Source organism: Streptomyces sp. NPDC018026 (assembly GCF_044327745.1).
Taxonomy (GTDB): domain Bacteria; phylum Actinomycetota; class Actinomycetes; order Streptomycetales; family Streptomycetaceae; genus Streptomyces; species Streptomyces rubrogriseus.
In genome coordinates, this window is sequence record NZ_JBIRFY010000004.1 from 259518 (window position 1) to 276225 (window position 16708).

Here is a 16708-nt window from a genome sequence, read left to right on the forward strand (position 1 = left end):
CCTGCCCCCTTTGTCACTACTGTGTCTGCGATACGAGCACCGGTGATGAGATGACCGTTCGTCAAGGCGTTCGTCAAGGTTTCGCTACGGGGAAGGCCCGCCATGGAGACACTGCAGTCGGACGATCCGCGGGAGCTGGGCAGTTATCGCCTCCTGCGAAGGCTCGGCGCCGGTGGAATGGGCCGCGTCTACCTCGCCCGATCGCCCGGCGGCCGTACCGTCGCCGTCAAGGTGGTCCGCCCCGACCTCGCCGCCGACCACGACTTCCGCGAGCGCTTCCGGCACGAGGTCGAGATCGCGAAGGCGGTCTCCGGCCGGTTCACCGCCCCCGTTGCGGACGCCGACCCGGACGCGCCGCTGCCCTGGCTCGCCACGTCTTACGTCCTCGGTCCCGATCTGACCGACGTGGTCGCGGCCCATGGGGCGCTGCCCGAACGCACGGTTCGCGCACTGGCCGCCGGTCTCGCCGCGGCGCTGCGGGACATCCACGCGGCGGGCCTGGTGCACCGGGACCTCAAGCCTTCCAACGTTCTGCTCGCCGCCGACGGACCCCGGCTCATCGACTTCGGCATCGCACGGGCGGTGGACGGCAGCCGTATGACCCAGACCGGAGTGGTGGTCGGCTCGCCCGGCTACATGTCGCCGGAGCAGGCGACGGGCAAGGACGTCGGCGTCGCGGGTGACGTCTTCTCCCTCGGTTCCGTGCTCGCGTTCGCGGCCACCGGGCGGGCCGCCTTCGGCGACGGCACGACCTCGCACGCGGGGATGCTCTACCAGGTCGTGCACGGAGAACCCGACCTGACGGACGTGCCCCCGTCGTTGCTGGGACTCGTCCGCGCCTGCCTGATGAAGGACCCGGCGCAGCGTCCGGCGCCGGGTGAGATCGTCGCGGCGCTGGCCGGGCAGGGCATCGACGCCGCCCTGCACGACTGGCTGCCGTCGGCCGTCGCATCGACCATCGCGACCCATGCCGCGGGAATCCTGGACCTGGAGGCACCCGGAACGCCGCGGACCGCTCCGCAGCCGGAGAACCACCCGGCGACGGGCTTCGGCCCGGCACCGACCATGCTCGACGGCGCCTCGTCGACCGGAACGGCCGCTCATGGCACGACGCCCGGCGGCACCCCGGCACCCGCGTACGGGACCCCGCTGCCCGGCACCGTCCGACTCGGAGAGACCGCGGAAGCCGCTCCCGCCCGCTCCCGTCGTCGCGTCCTCGGCCTGGCCCTGGGCGGCGCGGCCGCCGTCGCGGTGGCCGGGGGCGGTATCGCCTGGGCGCTCACGTCCGACGACGCGTCCGACGACGCGAAGGGGACACCCGGCACCGGGACTTCGGCCGATCCGGCGGACGACGGCTTCACGACTCCGCCCGCCGGGGTGGCCCCCCAGCCGCTGTGGCACAAGTCGGCCGGGAAGGACAGCACCAGCCCGCGCGTACCGCTCCTCACCCACGACGGACTGCTCCTGGTCAGCGGCGACCCGCTCGTGGCCTACGACGTCCGGACCGGCAAGGCCCGCTGGACCAAGGCGGGCATCTGCCGGCCCGGGGCCCGACTCCTCTTCCACGACGGCAAGCTGTTCCTCGCCGACGGCGACTACGAGGGCGCTCTGGTCGCCTACGACGTCAAGACCGGCGAAGAGGCCTGGCGCAGCCGCCTCGGCAAGCAGCTGTCCGTCGAGGACACCATCGCGATCGACGACAGGAACGTCTACGTCACGGCGACCGACTACGGCCGGTCCAAGAGCGCCACCGAGTACCGCACGGCCGTCGCGGCCGTCAGTCACACCACGGGAAAGAAGACGTGGATCCAGCATCGGGACTGGGGCACGAAGGACTACGACGTCCAGGGCACCGCCTCGGGCAAGTACCTGGTCTACGCCGACTCGAACCTCAACCTCACCGTCCGGGACACCGCCACCGGCGGCCAGCTGTGGACCAAGAAGACCGGTGACGAGTGGTCCTGGCAGCCCACGGTCGCGAACGGCCTCGTCTTCCTGCCGGGCGACGAACTCGAGGCCGTCGACGTGGAGAAGGGCGAAACGGCCTGGACACTCCCCCCGGCCGGCCGCCGCGGCTTCGACAACCCGACGGTCGTCGACGGCGTGCTCTACGTCAGCGACCACGACGACGGCGTATGGGCGGTGAACGTCAGGACCGGCAAGCGGAACTGGCTCTGCGACGAACTGGACGTCGACGGCCCGGAGTCGTTCCGCCGCGTCGGCTCGACCCTGTACGGCGCCACCGGCGCCGTCGACGGCGGCATCGTCGCCCTGGAGACGCGGACGGGCAAGCTCCGTTGGACGTACACCGACAGCAAGGCCGCCGGCGAGCCGTGGCAGGTGGCCCTCGCGGGCAACCGGCTGCTGGCGACCCACGGCCAGGAGATCTACGCGCTGCCGGCGGTGTAGCGAGGACGACGGGCCGCGGAGACCTCTCGGTCCCGCGGCCCGTCGTCCTTTCCGGGTGGCCGTTGCCCTTTCCGGGCGGCCGGTGCCCGTCACATCGGCGTCGTGACCGTCAGGTGCTCCCCGCTGCCGAGGTGCAGCATGCCCTTGCCGGGAGTGATCTGGCCGCCGACCATGCTCCGGTTCGTGCGGATGCCGATCAGTTCTCCCGCGGAGCTGTCCTGCGGAGACAGCAGGATGCCGCGGCGGGCCTTCTTCATGTCGACCTGCCAGCCGGAGAAGCCGTCGCAGATCTCCTCCTCGTCACCGGCGATGACGACGGCCAGACCTTCCTCCACCCCGCGTTCGACGATGCGCTTGAAGATGTCCTCCGCGTCGCAGTCGTCGTGCACCTCCGCGTCGTCGACCAGGACGACGATCGGCTGCTCGGGACTGGCCGTCCCGACGAGCTCCTCCATCTCGTCCTCGTCGATGTCCCGCCCGGTGAAGACCTTCAGCACGCCCTCCGTTCCCTCCAGTTCACGCAGCGGGGACGGGCGGGGTGCCGCCAGGACCAGCCGTACGCCCTGAGCGAGGCAGGAGCGCGCGACGTTCAGCAGCACCGTGCTGCGCCCGGACTTCGCGGGCCCGCCGATCACGAACGCCGGGACGCCCTGGGCGAGGTCGGGGCCGAAGGCGGTGAGCTCGTCGCCGCCGACCCCGACCAGCGCCCACAGCGGGGAGGCGCTCGCCACCGGGTCGCGCATGGCCCAGGCGTCGGCGAAGGAGATCCGGCTGGGCAGGACGTCGACGCGGAACGGGCGGCGGGAGCGCGGCAGGCCGGCGTCCCGGGCGGTCGCCGCCTCACCGATCGCGGCGAGCGCGGCGGCCTGCCCCTGACCGGTGGTGTCCTCGGCGAGCAGCGCGAACTGGGTCTCGGTCGCCGTCCCGCTCGCGAAGCCGCGGCCGGGCGGAATCTCCTCGGGGATCTTGCGCGCGTTGATGTCCAGCAACGAGAAGTCGCCCCGGTCCGCGAGGCGCAGACCGTACTTGTCCTCGGTGAGGGAGGAGATCCGCCCCGTCAGCAGTTGACGGTCACCGGTGATCACCAGGTGCAGGCCGACGCTGGCCCCCTCGCGCATCAGCGCCATCACCTGGTCGGTGAGGTCGCCGTGGTTGTACTCGCCGAGCGTGGGCAGCCAGCCCTCCCAGCGGTCGAGGAGGACCACGACGTGGGGCAGTCGCTCGTCCTCGGCCGCGGCGGTCCGCTGCTCCCCGATGTCGGCGTAGCCCTTCTCGGCCAGCAGGTCCTGCCGACGGGTGAGTTCACCGGTGAGCCGATTGAAGAACCGGATCACCCGTTCCTGCTGATTGCGGCTGACGACCGCGCCGCAGTGCGGCAGCCGGGTCAGCGCGTTCAGGGCGCCGTTGCCGCAGTCGATGCCGTACAGATGGACGTCGGCGCTCGACAGGGTGCGGGCCAGCGAGCCAGCGATGGTCCGCAGCACCTGCGAACGGCCGCTGCGCGGACCACCGGCGACGAGCAGGTGCCCGAAGGTGGCGAAGTCGACGACCACGGGGCGGCGGGCCTGGTCGGACGGCAGGTCCGCGATGCCGTACGGGGCCGCCGGCAGCGCCCCCTGGCTGCGCACCTCCGCGATGTCGTCCAACAGCAGGGCCTCGTCCAGGGCGGGCAGCCACGGAGAGTGCTGGGCCGGAATGCCGAGGCTCTGGTTGGCCTCCCGGATGGCGTCGACCAGGACCTTGAGGTCGGTGATCTCGTCGTCCTCCCGCGCCTCGGTCTTGGGCTTCGTCAGCGCGGCCCGCCCCAGTTCCTGCCAGGAGAGCTGCCCGGCCCACGGGGCGAGCGCCGCCGGATCGGCGGCACCCGGGCGGCGGCCACCGACGCGGCCGGACTGGAAGGGAACGAGGGAGGCGTGGCCGAGCCGGACGTACGCGCGGCCCGGGGTGCTCTTGGCGATGTGACCGGCTTCGGGAGCGTCGATGACGTCGGTCGACTCACCGGCGTCGGTCACGCGCAGGGCGATCCGCAGGTTGGTGTTGGCGCGGATCTCGGGCGACACGACACCACTGGGCCGCTGGGTGGCCAGCAGGAGGTGGATGCCGAGGGAGCGGCCGCGCTGCGCGATGTTGACGAGACCCGTCACGAAGTCCGGCAGGTCGCGCACCATGGACGCGAACTCGTCGATGACGATGAGCAGCCGGGGCACGGGCGCGTGGGACGGGTCCCGGCGCGCCAGGTCCTGGTAGTCCTCGATGTCCTTGGCATCGGCGGCGGCGAGGATGTGCTCGCGCCGCTTCAGCTCCGCGCCCAGCGATTCCAGGGCGCGTTCGACGAGGTGCGCGTCGAGGTCGGTGACCATGCCGACGGTGTGCGGGAGCTTGACGCAGTCCTTGAAGGCGGACCCGCCCTTGTAGTCGACGAGGACGAACGTCATGTTCTCGGGGGTGTTGGCGACGGCGAGCGCGGCCACGATGGTCTGGAGCAGCTCCGACTTGCCCGAACCGGTCGTACCGGCGATGAGGCCGTGCGGGCCGTCGCGCCGGATGTCGATGCCGAAGGGACCGTCGTAGGACTCACCGATGACCGCCATGGTGGACTGCCCGCCCATGCGCCAGCGCGCGGCGACGTCGTCGCGGGTCGGGGGCTCCAGCTGGAGCACGTCGAGGAGCCGACTCGAGGACGGGAGCGCGGAGTCCTCGGTCTCGCCGCTGATGTCCCGCAGGGGCGCCAGCGCCCGGGACAGCCGGGCGCACCAGGCGGGCGAGACGAGGTCGGGCCGTACGCCGGACCGGCGCCGGGCACCCGTCTGCTCGACGCGCAGTCGCAGCTCGGGGGCCCGCTCGGCGGTCTGCTGGTTCTGCTGGGCGCCCTGGTGCCAGGCCTGGAAGGAGGGGAAGCCACCGGCGGCGGCTTGCGGGGCGTTGCCGGGCCGTGCGGCGGCGACGGCGTCGTGGGCCACCGGCTCGGCGACGACGAAAGCCTGACACTCCCCCGGCAGGAAGCGCTCCTCCTCGTCCAGGCAGATCGCGTACATGGCGACCGCAGGCCCTTCCCGCAGGAGCCGTACCACGCCCGGCAGCGACCTCAGCCGGCGCGACCCGTCCCACACGACGACGATGTCCGGGTCGGAGAAGGCGGGGCCGACACCACCGCTGCTGTTCTCCTTCAGGGCCTTCTGCCTGGCGTCGAGCAACTGCGTCAGCTCGCCGACCCGGGCGCTCACGGTCTCGGAGTCCGTCCCGATCACCACGTTGACGTCCTGGCCGCTCGTGGGGCGGGCGTGCGGGAGCCAGCGCACCCAGTCCCAGCGCGGCTGCGCGTGGTTCTCGGTGAGCACGTAGAACTGAACGTCCATCGGGCTGTGCAGTACCGCGGTCTGCGCCACGACCCATCTCGCGAGCGCCTGCGCCGAGTCGCCGGGCCCGGCGACACCGATGACGCCCAGGTCCCTCAGCGGCAGCGCGACGGGAGAATCCTCGATCTCCCAGGTGACCTGACGCTTGTGCTCGTCCTGCTCCGGGTCGTCGAGAACGACTTCGGACGACACCTGGCCGGTGCCGACCCGAAGGAGCAGATGGTCGGCGTCCGTGCGCCGCCTCTCCCACAACCGGGTACGCGGGCCGGTACCGAAGGCCAGCACGGAGGCGGGATCGGGGCTGGCGGCGCGTCGGTCGAGCCGCTCCAGCCGCAGCGCGTCCTGGGCGTCCTTCTCGATCCGCTCCTTGGTCTCCTTGTACTCCTTGACCTGCTTCGCATGGGACTTGCGGCCGTGCTTCTTGTCGTTGAAGTAGTTGCCGAAGAGCATGACCGGGCTCAGCAGAGCCATGATCAGGTAGTACCAGCGTCCGAAGATCATGACGGACACGACCGCGCCGACCAGCGGGAACAAGGCCATCAGCCAGGGCAGCGGCCGGACTTCGTACTCCCTGGGCGGAGAAGGCAGCCGGAACTGTGTCTTGCGCTCCGCCGGACGCAGTCGCGGAGGCCGGTTGTAGTCGAGCCCGGCTCCGTCCTCCGACCATTTCAGGGCGGCGTCGGGAGGGGAGTATCCGGATATCTCCAGGAGCGTGTTGCCGAGGGCGAGTTGGGACCCCAGGGGCCAGCTGCCACCCTCGAACCCCTCGCCGTCGAGCCGAGGAAGTGCCCTGTCGCCGCCGCCCTTCCCCTCTTTCCCCTCCTTCTCCTCGCCCCCGGCGTTCTTCGGCTCGATGCCGTGCAGGGTGACGTCGCAGGTGCCGTCCATGGCGATGGACAGAGTGGCGGCACGCGTGGCGAGTTCGGGGTCGTCGATGCGCAGGTGCGCGGCCGGGCCGCTGCCGATGTCGTACCGACCGACACCCAGCCGGTGCACGGCACCGGCCCCGGGACCGCCGGCCACGCGGAACTCCACGACACCCGTCGGCTCGCCGGACACGCAGCCCGCTGGATCGTGCAGGCTGACGACGGCGCCCTCGCGCAGTGGTGAGCCGACGATGTTGGCGTCAGGGTCGAGGGCGTAGCCGTCGACGAAGGCCTGCGGTGTACCGCCGGGGCCGGGTCGCCCGCCGATGGGGATGATGTCCGCACCACCGGTGACACCGACATGGCGCGCCAGCTCCCGAGTGATGTCGCCGACCGACGACTCCGGATCGGCGTCGAGCACCACATCGGTGCTGGCTCCGCCGACGGGGTCGACGACGGTCAGACTCAGGCGCACGTTCGTCCTCCTCGCTGGGCTGAGGCCGCCCCCCGGAACGCTGAACACATTGAATCCTCCCCTCCCTGGGGGAGGGGATTCCTGGCTCAGGCTGCCTCCTGGAGCGGCGCTCCAGGAGGTCTTGCGCCATCGGCGCCAGCCGGGTTGAGACCAGCCCGGACGAGCATGACGCGTGCGGAGTTCTTGTCCCGTGGGGCTGTGGTTCCGCAGGCGGTGCAAGTGTACGTGCGTTCACCCAGCGGCAGGGCGTGCTTGGCTCTCGCTCCGCACTGCGCGCAGTCCATCGTGGTGTAGGCGGGGTGGACCAGGCGGATGTCCCGCCCGTGTTTGCGTCCCATCTCGATCAGAGCGGCCTTGGTGGCGCCGATGGCGGCGTCAGCGGCCTTGCGGGCCATCGTCGACCGGGCCAGGAACTTCGGCCGGAAGTCCTCCACCGCTACGGCATCGTGGTCGCGGACGACCTTCTTGGCCCACTTGCGGCCGGTGTCCGCACGCTGCCGGGCGACCTTCCTGTGCTCCTTCGCCCGCAGCCTCTTCGCTGTCCGGTAGCCCCTCGATCCGGGCGTCCCCTTCTTCGGCCTGCGGCGGGCCATCATCCGGTCGTACCGGGTGAGTTTCCCCTTCGCCTTGCCGCCGTGCCCGGGGTGCGGCAGGTCGTGCGCGTCGGACGTGGTGGTCGCGGTCTCCTTCACACCCCAGTCGACACCGAGGACGCGACCGGTCGCGGGTAGGGGCTGGACCTGGGCGGGGACGACGAAAGAGGCGTACCAGTGTCCGAGGCTGTCCTGGTACACGCGTACCGAGGACGGCTCGGCCGGCAGCTCCCGCGACCACACCACTCTTACGACGATGCCGCCCGACAGATACAGCCGGCCGTCCTTCAACCGGAAACCGCGCCGCGTGTAGTTCAGGGTCGCCAACGCCTCACGCCGTGTCTTCCACGTCGGCATCCCGGCCCGGCGCGCCACGGGCAGACGTTCCGCGATGTCCTTGTGCGCCTTGGCGCGGGAGCGACCGAGGTCGCGGACGACCTGCTGCTGGGGAACGCAGCAGCCCTCCCGCAGCCACGGCGTCCGCGCACGGGCCCCGGTCAGTATCCGGTCCAGCTGCGCCGGACCGCACGCGGCCTTCTCACCACTCGCCCTGTTGTGCAGATGCACGGCCCGCGACTTGGCGACGCACTCGTTCCACACCCAGCGACACCGGCCCCACTCCGCCGCCAGACGGGCACCAGCCGTGGGCGACACCCGCAACCGGTACGTGTACCGGGCATGCCCGACCTTCTCACTCGCTCCCACCTGCGCCATCTAGCCCCCTTTCCGGCCACGGCCAGGACACCGTGCCGTCCCCAACCCCTGCGACCATACGTACGACAGCCGCACACGCACCCGACGATCCCGCAACCGCCACCCCGGCCAGTGATCACAGGCACACGCGTTCCCTTTGCCTTGGGGCATGCTGGTGGCCATACGGGTGCTCCGGGACCACATCCGGGCTCCGGCGACGCTCCGCGTCGCAACACCACAGCCGCCGTGCATCGCCCCCGTGCAATGGGATGCGCAGGGCCGCACTGGCCGGGATGTGCACCGGTTCACGTTTCTGCTGCTGGGCGTCCCTGTCGTCGCAAGTGCCTCGCCCGTAGGATCTTTGCTCGTGCGGACGGCCTGTGGACGAACGGCCGGGTGTACCGCGTCAGTCACGCCACGGGGGAGGGCCCTGAGGCGATGGGAGGGAGAGCTGTCATGGCGAAGGACACGGACCTTACTTATGCCGAGATGGAGAAGAAGGCCACCGACCTGATCAAGGCGATGGGCGACATGGAAGACATGTTGAAGGCCATCGAGAAGGGTGTGGAGGAGCTGGTCGCGAACGGCTTCACCACGCAGAAGGCCTCCGGTGCGTACGACGAGTCCATCAAGGACTTCACCAAGGGCGCGGCCAAGACCGTCAAGGGCCTGGAGGGCCTGTCCAAGTTCCTCACCAACGCCAAGAAGGCGTACGAGGACCTGGACGAGCAGCTGGCCAAGAGCGCCAAGGGCTGAGCCGGGACACACGCGACACAGCCCGGTGCGGCGGGGCGCGAGCGTCCTGTCGCACCGGGTCGTCTGACTGGACAAACCTCCAGAAGGTGGCCGGAATCGGCTGAGCCTCGCCCGTATCCGCACGAAAGGTCCGAGCATGACCACGCCGGACGATCCCGCTCCGCTGGATGAGACCTTCGAGTGCACCTTCGAGTTCCAGCCCGGTTGGATCGATCTCACTCTGCACGACGGTACGGAGTCCGAGGCCAAGGCGCTGGCCACGGAGGTCGTGAACCGGCTCAATCCGCTCGGCCTCGAGATCGAGAGGAGCGCGGTCTTCGACGACATGGTCGCGCGGGCCGTGGACCTCAACGACGACGTGCCCACCCTCGCGGCGGCGTATTACTCCGAGGCGGGCGAGGCCCTGGCCAATCTCACGGTCGACTCGTACGGAGACGAGGGTGTACCCCGCCCAGGCCCGGAAGAGGTTATCCCGCTGCTTCTGCAGTGGGGCAACGCGCAGGTCACGGGTGACCCCCAGATCACCCGCCTCGAGCTGGCCGCGGGGCCGGCCGTGCGCATTCAGGCGATGCTCAAGGTCAAGCGGATGCTCGGCTTCGGCCGCAAGCTGGCCGGGTTCATCAAGTACGCCGTCTTCCCACCCGGCATGGAGAGTCTCATCGTCGTCACGGTGATCTGGGAGAAGGTCGCCCTCGCGGAACAGATCACCGAACTGGCCGACGAAGCGGTTCGGACCATGCGCGTCACTCCGCTCCCGGCGGGAGGCGTCTCGGCCTGAACGGACGGAGGTGGCGGGGACGCTGCACTGGGAGTGAACTGCGGTGGTCCCTGGCGGGTGATAGGCGGGTGATAGGGGGCCACCGGGACTCCTTGCAGGGCCGAGGCGCCTTCACTGGCCGATATGTGCACCGCTTCACGTTTCCGCCGTCAGGCGTCCCTGTCGCCTCAACAGCTCCACCCGTAGGATCTTTGCTCATGCGGACGGCTGGTGGACGAACGGCCGGGTGGACCGCGCCAGTTACGCCACGGGGGAAGGCCCTGAGGCGGTGGGGAGGGAGAGCTGTCATGGCGAAGGACACGGACCTTACTTATGCCGAGATGGAGAAGAAGGCCACCGACCTGATCAAGGCGATGGGCGACATGGAAGACATGTTGAAGGCCATCGAGAAGGGTGTGGAGGAGCTGGTCGCGAACGGCTTCACCACGCAGAAGGCCTCCGGCGCGTACGACGAGTCCATCAAGGACTTCACCAAGGGCGCGGCCAAGACCGTCAAGGGCCTGGAGGGCCTGTCCAAGTTCCTCACCAACGCCAAGAAGGCGTACGAGGACCTGGACGAGCAGCTGGCCAAGGGCGCCAAGGGCTGATGTCGACGTCACTCCCTTGTCCGGGCGTGAGGCGGCACATACCGTGTCCAGCCGTGCCCGGACGAGGCGGTGCCTGAGGAAGAAAGTCTGAACGGGTGGCAGACAGAACTCGGCTCGACCTTGACGTGATCAAGGAATGCTCGAAGTCCCTGTACCGCATGCACCGGGAGTTCAAGGACAACGGCAACCCCGCCGACGAGTACGGCGACGCGCTGGGCAGCGACAAACTGCGGGACGTCTTCAGCGACTTCTCCGACACCTGGAAGAAGAACCGCAAGAAGCTCATGGAAGACATCGAGAACCTCGCCAAGTACACCGGTAACGCGGCCAAGGCGTATGACGAAGTCGACCACAAGCTGGCGAACGCGCTCAGGGACGCCAAGAAGAGCGGGAAGAAGGAGAAGTAGCAGTGACAGCCCGTCCGCAGGACTGGTCACCGATGTACGACTCCGATCCGGTGCCCGGCGACCCGTACGAGGTGGCGCGGCTCGGCAAGGAGCTGCGCGGCATGGCAGACGAGATCGACAAGCAGGCGCGGAACATCAAGGCGCTGGCGTCGGTCGACGGCTGGGACAGCGACGCCGGCCGGGCGTTCCACGAGATCGCGGGCGACACATCGAGTCGCCTCAAGGACGCCTACGACCGCTACGACGAAGCCGCGATCGCCATGGGCACCAAGGTCCGGGAGGGAGGTGGAGAGTCGTCCGAGTACGCCAGCGAGCTGCACCGGGCCCAGCAGTTGGCGGACAAGGGACTTCAGGAGTATCGGGACGCCGAGGTCGATTACAAGGCCGCCAACAAGATCCTGGACCCGCTCAACGGGAAAGTGCTGACGGGCGACGACGCGGTGCAGCACAGCAAGCAGCAGAAGAAGAGCGACGATGCCGCGCAGCTCATGCTCGAAGGCGAAAAAAAGATCATGAGGGCGAAGGCCATCCGCGACGATGCGGCGCGCGATGCCGCCCGGAAGATCAAGAACGTGATCCACCATGACGGGGTCAAGGACCCCGGAGGCTTCATGAACTGGATCGCGGACCACGCTGACTTGTTTTCCGCCGTGGGGACGTTTTTGGCAGTGGCGGCTTTGGTGGCTGCGGTTGTTCTTTCCGGCGGTACCCTCGCGGTGTTCCTCGTCGTTGCAGCCGGAGTGATGAGTGCCACCGCGCTGTCAGGACGTCTTTATGACTACTTCGCTCGAGGTGGAAAGCTCGACCTGCTCAAGATGGGCCTCGACGTCCTGGGTATCATTCCCGGACTCGGGGCGATCAAGGGCCTCACAGCGGCGGCAAAGGGTGCACGCCTGCTCGCCGCGAGGAACGCCATCTGGTCCGGATTCACCAACGGCTTCGCGGTGAAGAACTTCAACAAGGGAGTCGTCTGGGCCTCGAAGTTCTTGAAGAGCAAGGACATCACCAAGATCAAACTGCCGCCGGGTGGATTCAACCCTGAAGTCCTTACGCGATACATCAAGGGTGGATCGTTGGTCAATTTGGGCGTACACGGCGTGGTGAAGTTGAAGAACCGGTTCGAAGAACTCGGCGACTCGTCCAATGGGGGCAGGACACCGAACCAAGGGCCCCGGCCCGCACCGTCGCCATCGCCGCAGCCAAGCCCGAAACCGCGGTCGACGGCATTCCATTCCGCACTCGCCCCCACTGGGTAAGGAGATGACCCTGTGAGCGACTACCACGCCATGGAGCCCGGAACGTTCGTCGATGACCAGGGTGCCGTCCACACCATGGTGCCGTCCTCGGTCGTGGCCGCCGTTCCGGAAGCCAAGGCCGCCGCCGAGCGTTTCGGGCATGAGGTGCACTTCGACTTCCTTGACGACAGGGCCGTGCAATGGATGCTCTTCCAGCGGCGTGAGGACACGGAGAAGGGGAGCGTTCTTGGGTGTCTGCTCGCCCTGCCACTGTTTGTCTTCGGTGTGGGGGCCTGGCCTTTCTGGGACCTCGTCGCATCCCAGAAGCCGCGCCAGTTCCAGATCGCCTTCATCGCCGTGGACGCCATCATCGTCTGCGCCGCAATCGTTGCCATCGTCCTGGTCCGGCGGCGCAGCCTCCTCGACCCGGTCGTGCGCAATGTACGGTGCCGCGCTCGTCTGTACCGAAAGATCGTCGGCATGGCCCGCAAAGGTGGGGCCGAAATTCCGAGCATGTACCCCTATTACGGTATGTACGTCACCTCGCGGAAGTTCTTCCCCGAAGCGCCGGAACGACCCATACCTGAAAGGGAAGAGTCCCCGTGACGAGCCAGCCCGAACTCGCTGATTTCATACCCACCCACCCTGCCCCGCCCGTGCTCCGCGCAGACGATATCCAGGTGCGGTGGGTGATGCCGGAGATCTTCCACGACATCCCGATCCAGGAGACGGACGACGACGAGGCGGTCCGCCTGTTGGGCGAACTCGTGGAGAAGGCCCTTCCGGGGGCCGGGCAAGAGGCTCAGACGGCACTCGCTGTCACGTGTGCGCTGGGTGTCGACGACCTGCTGGCGGCCGGCGCCCAGTACGCCGGTCTCTGCGTCACGGCGGTCGACGACACCCCCTGCACCGCGACGATGTACGCCGCCCTGGTGGACAGTCCGGAAGCCTCGGACGTGGGTGATGCGGTGAGGGCGATCGCCGCGGACCTTCGCAAGCTCGGCGACGCGGAGGTCTCCGAGATCGAGCTGCCGTGTGGATCAGCCGTGTCGTGTATCGGCAGCCGCGATGACAAGCTGGTCGCTGAACTTACGGACTCGGGCGAGGAGCTCACCTTCCCGAACTGGTACATACGTGTCTACGTGCCGCTTCCGAACGGCACCTCTCTCATGATGGAGATGTCGACGCCCACCATGGCAGGGTGGGACGCGTTTTCGACCATGTTCGGCAACACCGTCAGCAGCATCCGCTTGTTCCGCGCCGACGGAACGCCGCTCATCACCTCCGCGGCGGCGACATGACCGGGCCCGTACCCGAATCCCCGCCCTCGGACTACCGCATCCTCGTACCCCGCGACTGGTTTCGTGTCGACCTCACACAGGAGCGCTGGCGCGGTCAGTTGAAGACTTACGTGGACAAGGAGTTCGCCGGGAGCGGGACTTCCGGGGACGTCCCCCGCAGCGTATGGACCATCCTCCGCAACACGGCCGAGAACGGCCTGGCCCGTGGTGCGCTGGAATTCTTCCTCCGCACGGAATCGTCCGAGGGCACGGCGATCGCGCCGGCCTCCCTTCTGATCTCCTGGCCACCGATGCCTCGCGGAGTTGCGCCGACGGCCGAAGCATTCGCCGAGGCGTTGAGCGAGCGCGGAAGCTCAGATCGCGACGCCGAGTCCGACGTGGGTGTCGTCGACATGCCGGCCGGGCCTACGGTGCGAGTCCGCACGGCGACGACGCTGGATCACCATGTTCGGATGCCGGGTAATGCAGGCTACCTGCACCTGGCTTTTTCGATGCCGCTCAGCGGTACCGAGGGATCCATGGGTGACCTTTGTGACGCCATGGCCCAATCCCTGCGCTGGGTTCCGGGGCGGTCACTGTAACCACAAGCACCCTTTCTTCTCCTGCACGGCGAACCCGTCCCATCAGCGATTGACCGCCTGGATTTCCTGCACCGTGACAGCCTGGGCGTTCTCGAAGATGCCGTCGGGAAGGTCGCCGCCCGCGCCGCCGGTGCCGGTCCAGGCGATCTCCCACAAAGCCTCCCGCGCCCTGCACCGCTGGTCCAATGAGCTGAAGGACTTTCAGGCCACGGTGTCGAACAGCGCCGCCATCTGGTCCGCGAGCTGATCGACGGGTGTCGAGAAGTTCAGCAGCAACCAGCGAGTGGTGGCGGGCATCGGTACGTCGGGGACGCTGCACTGGGGCTGACCTGCGGTGAGTGAGTCGGGCGAGACCACCGGTCGGGCTCCGGGGCCCCTCGCTGGGCTGAGGCCGCCTTCACTGGCCGATATGTGCACTGGTTCACGCTTGTGCTGCCGGGCATCCCTGTCGTCCCATGTGCCTCGCCCGTAGGATCTTTGCTCATGCGGACGGTCTGTGGACGAACGGCCGGGTGTACCGCGTCAGTCACGCCACGGGGGAAGGCCCTGAGGCGATGGGAGGGAGAGCTGTCATGGCGAAGGACACGGACCTTACTTATGCCGAGATGGAGAAGAAGGCCACCGACCTGATCAAGGCGATGGGCGACATGGAAGACATGTTGAAGGCCATCGAGAAGGGTGTGGAGGAGCTGGTCGCGAACGGCTTCACCACGCAGAAGGCCTCCGGTGCGTACGACGAGTCCATCAAGGACTTCACCAAGGGCGCGGCCAAGACCGTCAAGGGTCTGGAGGGCCTGTCCAAGTTCCTCACCAACGCCAAGAAGGCGTACGAGGACCTGGACGAGCAGCTGGCCAAGAGCGCCAAGAGCTGAGGACGTCGACGGCGGTCACTACGCCGTCTGGGCGCGGTGGATTGCATCGAGTGTCCTGCCGCGCCCGCTCATGTCGCCCGTGAGGATGGAAGTCTGAAGGGTGGGCTGACGGAGCTTGGTACTGCTTGGTACGACCTTGACCTGATCAAGGAATCCCCGAGGAGGGGCTCATGGGGGAGCACGACCGCCTACTGGTCGACTTCACACTTCTGGAGTCTTCGAAGAAGAACCTCACGGACATCAAGAGAGCCCTCAAGGATATCGAGGACCATCGTGATGACATTCATGACATCTGGGGTCATGACAGCATTGCCGGCAAGATGGAAGAGTTCGTCAACAATTGGGACAACTACCGGCGTGAACTCCTGGACAATGTCGAAGACTTGGGCAAGCAAGTAGACACTTCACTTAAGAGCTTCGAAAAGCTGGACCTTGATCTCAAGAATGTGACCGAGAAGAAGAACGGGAAAAACGGGGGAAGCTGACCGATGGGGACGGGTAAGGGCAGGCGCCGGCCGGTCGACTGGCATCCGCTGGCGGAGAAGGACCCGATCCCCGGCGACCCGGAGGACATCCGCGACGAGGTCACCAGGATGAAGAACCTGGCCTCGACCCTACGCGACCAGGCTGCCATCCTGCGCAAGGCCGCCGACGGCGACGCCCTGAAGGGCAAGTACGCCGACAAGATCCGGGAGAAGTCCGGCGACCTCGAGAAGCGCTTCCGCGAGACAGCGGGCCGCTACGAACGCGTCGTCGGCGACCTCGGCAACTGGGCCAATGATCTGGACGGTTTCCAGGAACGCGCCGATGGCGTCCTCCGCGCCGCGAAGCAGGCCGACGAGGAACACGCGGCCGAGGTGAAGAAGAAGGAAGCCGAAGCCAAGAAGGACGGCGACAAGAAGGCGCCGGAGGAGTCTGATCCCAACAGTCACCTTGCGCCCTTCCACAAGCAGCTCAACCAGGTCATCTCCGACCGTAATTCCCGTGCCCGGCATTACGCCGAGAAAATCGATGGTGATATCTCCGACATCATCAAGGACAGTGGGTGGGAGAACTTCAAAGACTGGGTGCACGAGCATGCGGATACGATCAAGAGTGTCATTGAAATCCTGAGTTGGGCAGCGACCATCATTGGGGTCATTGCCCTCCTCTTCACGCCCGTCGGATGGCTGGCGACACTCATCACGGTGACCGCCATCAGTCTCACGGCGCTCGTCGGGGTGGGGCACACGATGCTGGCCCTCTCCGGTGACGGGAGCTGGGCGGATGTCGCCATGGATGTCTTCGCGCTGGCGACGCTGGGATTCGGCAGTGTGGCGATGAAGGGCGTGAAGGCCGCCACGGCAGCGCTCAAGACCGCAAGTAGGGCGGGACGGTTCCAGCGGTACGCGAATCTACGCAAGCTGCTCGACAAGAACGTCATGCGGTATGGCACCGATTCGGCCCGCGGCGCGAAAGCTGTGCGGGCGAAGGGTGCGTTGCGTCAGATCGGGGCGAGGGAGACACGCCCTGGGGCTACCCGGCTTGAACGCCTGCTGGGCGGCGACGGTGAGGTCGTCAGCGCAACCAAGTTCGCCAAGGGCATGCGAGCCGAGTTCAGCGGGAATTCCGAGGTGGTGAAGGCGGCCGATGAGGTGGGAAAGGCTGCACTGAAGTTCAGGCTGAACTACGCCGCCGCCACGCTGGTGGATGTAGGCGACAAACTCGGAGAAAAGGGTCCCCTTGGTGAGCAGTACGGTGATGCAAAGGACGTCCTGACGCGTGAAGTCGGGAGCCGTTGGTGACAACTCCGAATCGTG

Annotated in this window: 14 protein-coding genes; 12 read left to right on the forward strand and 2 right to left on the reverse strand. The window is 67.8% G+C overall.

Annotated features, from left to right (window positions below):
* The first annotated feature begins 102 nt into the window (after window positions 1–102).
* Complete coding sequence (locus ACH4D3_RS15195; RefSeq protein ID WP_398321796.1) at window positions 103–2409, forward strand: PQQ-binding-like beta-propeller repeat protein; 2307 nt, start codon at window positions 103–105, stop codon at window positions 2407–2409.
* Window positions 2410–2498: 89 nt separating this feature from the next.
* On the opposite strand, the gene ACH4D3_RS15200 is transcribed toward ACH4D3_RS15195, so the two are convergent.
* Window positions 2499–7106 (reverse strand): FtsK/SpoIIIE domain-containing protein, encoded by a 4608-nt coding sequence (locus ACH4D3_RS15200; protein WP_398321799.1) that lies wholly within the window; start codon window positions 7104–7106, stop codon window positions 2499–2501.
* Between the two features lie 86 nt (window positions 7107–7192).
* Window positions 7193–8413 (reverse strand): RNA-guided endonuclease InsQ/TnpB family protein, encoded by a 1221-nt coding sequence (locus ACH4D3_RS15205; RefSeq protein WP_398321802.1) that lies wholly within the window; start codon window positions 8411–8413, stop codon window positions 7193–7195.
* 435 nt (window positions 8414–8848) lie between these two features.
* Here ACH4D3_RS15205 and ACH4D3_RS15210 point away from each other — a divergent pair, with 435 nt between their 5' ends.
* The 11 genes from ACH4D3_RS15210 (at window position 8849) to ACH4D3_RS15260 (ending at window position 16693) form a co-directional block, all read left to right on the forward strand.
* Window positions 8849–9148, forward strand: a complete 300-nt coding sequence (locus ACH4D3_RS15210) for a WXG100 family type VII secretion target (RefSeq protein WP_240330467.1) — start codon at window positions 8849–8851, stop codon at window positions 9146–9148.
* Between the two features lie 136 nt (window positions 9149–9284).
* Complete coding sequence (locus ACH4D3_RS15215; RefSeq protein WP_398321805.1) at window positions 9285–9926, forward strand: hypothetical protein; 642 nt, start codon at window positions 9285–9287, stop codon at window positions 9924–9926.
* Between the two features lie 287 nt (window positions 9927–10213).
* Window positions 10214–10513, forward strand: coding sequence for a WXG100 family type VII secretion target (locus ACH4D3_RS15220; protein ID WP_087807860.1), 300 nt, complete (start codon window positions 10214–10216; stop codon window positions 10511–10513).
* A gap of 95 nt (window positions 10514–10608) precedes the next feature.
* Window positions 10609–10920, forward strand: a complete 312-nt coding sequence (locus ACH4D3_RS15225; protein WP_356821883.1) for a hypothetical protein — start codon at window positions 10609–10611, stop codon at window positions 10918–10920.
* Window positions 10921–10922: 2 nt separating this feature from the next.
* A complete protein-coding gene (locus tag ACH4D3_RS15230; RefSeq protein ID WP_398321809.1) occupies window positions 10923–12176 on the forward strand; it encodes a putative T7SS-secreted protein in 1254 nt (417 codons plus the stop codon).
* 12 nt (window positions 12177–12188) lie between these two features.
* Window positions 12189–12761: a hypothetical protein gene (locus ACH4D3_RS15235; protein WP_398321812.1), complete on the forward strand. Its 573-nt coding sequence runs from the start codon at window positions 12189–12191 to the stop codon at window positions 12759–12761.
* Complete coding sequence (locus tag ACH4D3_RS15240) at window positions 12758–13456, forward strand: hypothetical protein (RefSeq protein WP_398321815.1); 699 nt, start codon at window positions 12758–12760, stop codon at window positions 13454–13456. Before ACH4D3_RS15235 ends, ACH4D3_RS15240 begins: the two co-directional genes overlap by 4 nt.
* A gap of 110 nt (window positions 13457–13566) precedes the next feature.
* Window positions 13567–14037, forward strand: coding sequence for a hypothetical protein (locus tag ACH4D3_RS15245; RefSeq protein WP_398321818.1), 471 nt, complete (start codon window positions 13567–13569; stop codon window positions 14035–14037).
* A gap of 572 nt (window positions 14038–14609) precedes the next feature.
* Window positions 14610–14909, forward strand: coding sequence for a WXG100 family type VII secretion target (locus ACH4D3_RS15250; protein ID WP_398321821.1), 300 nt, complete (start codon window positions 14610–14612; stop codon window positions 14907–14909).
* Window positions 14910–15079: 170 nt separating this feature from the next.
* Window positions 15080–15394 (forward strand): hypothetical protein, encoded by a 315-nt coding sequence (locus ACH4D3_RS15255; RefSeq protein WP_398321824.1) that lies wholly within the window; start codon window positions 15080–15082, stop codon window positions 15392–15394.
* 3 nt (window positions 15395–15397) lie between these two features.
* Window positions 15398–16693 (forward strand): putative T7SS-secreted protein, encoded by a 1296-nt coding sequence (locus tag ACH4D3_RS15260; RefSeq protein WP_398321827.1) that lies wholly within the window; start codon window positions 15398–15400, stop codon window positions 16691–16693.
* Window positions 16694–16708: the final 15 nt, after the last annotated feature.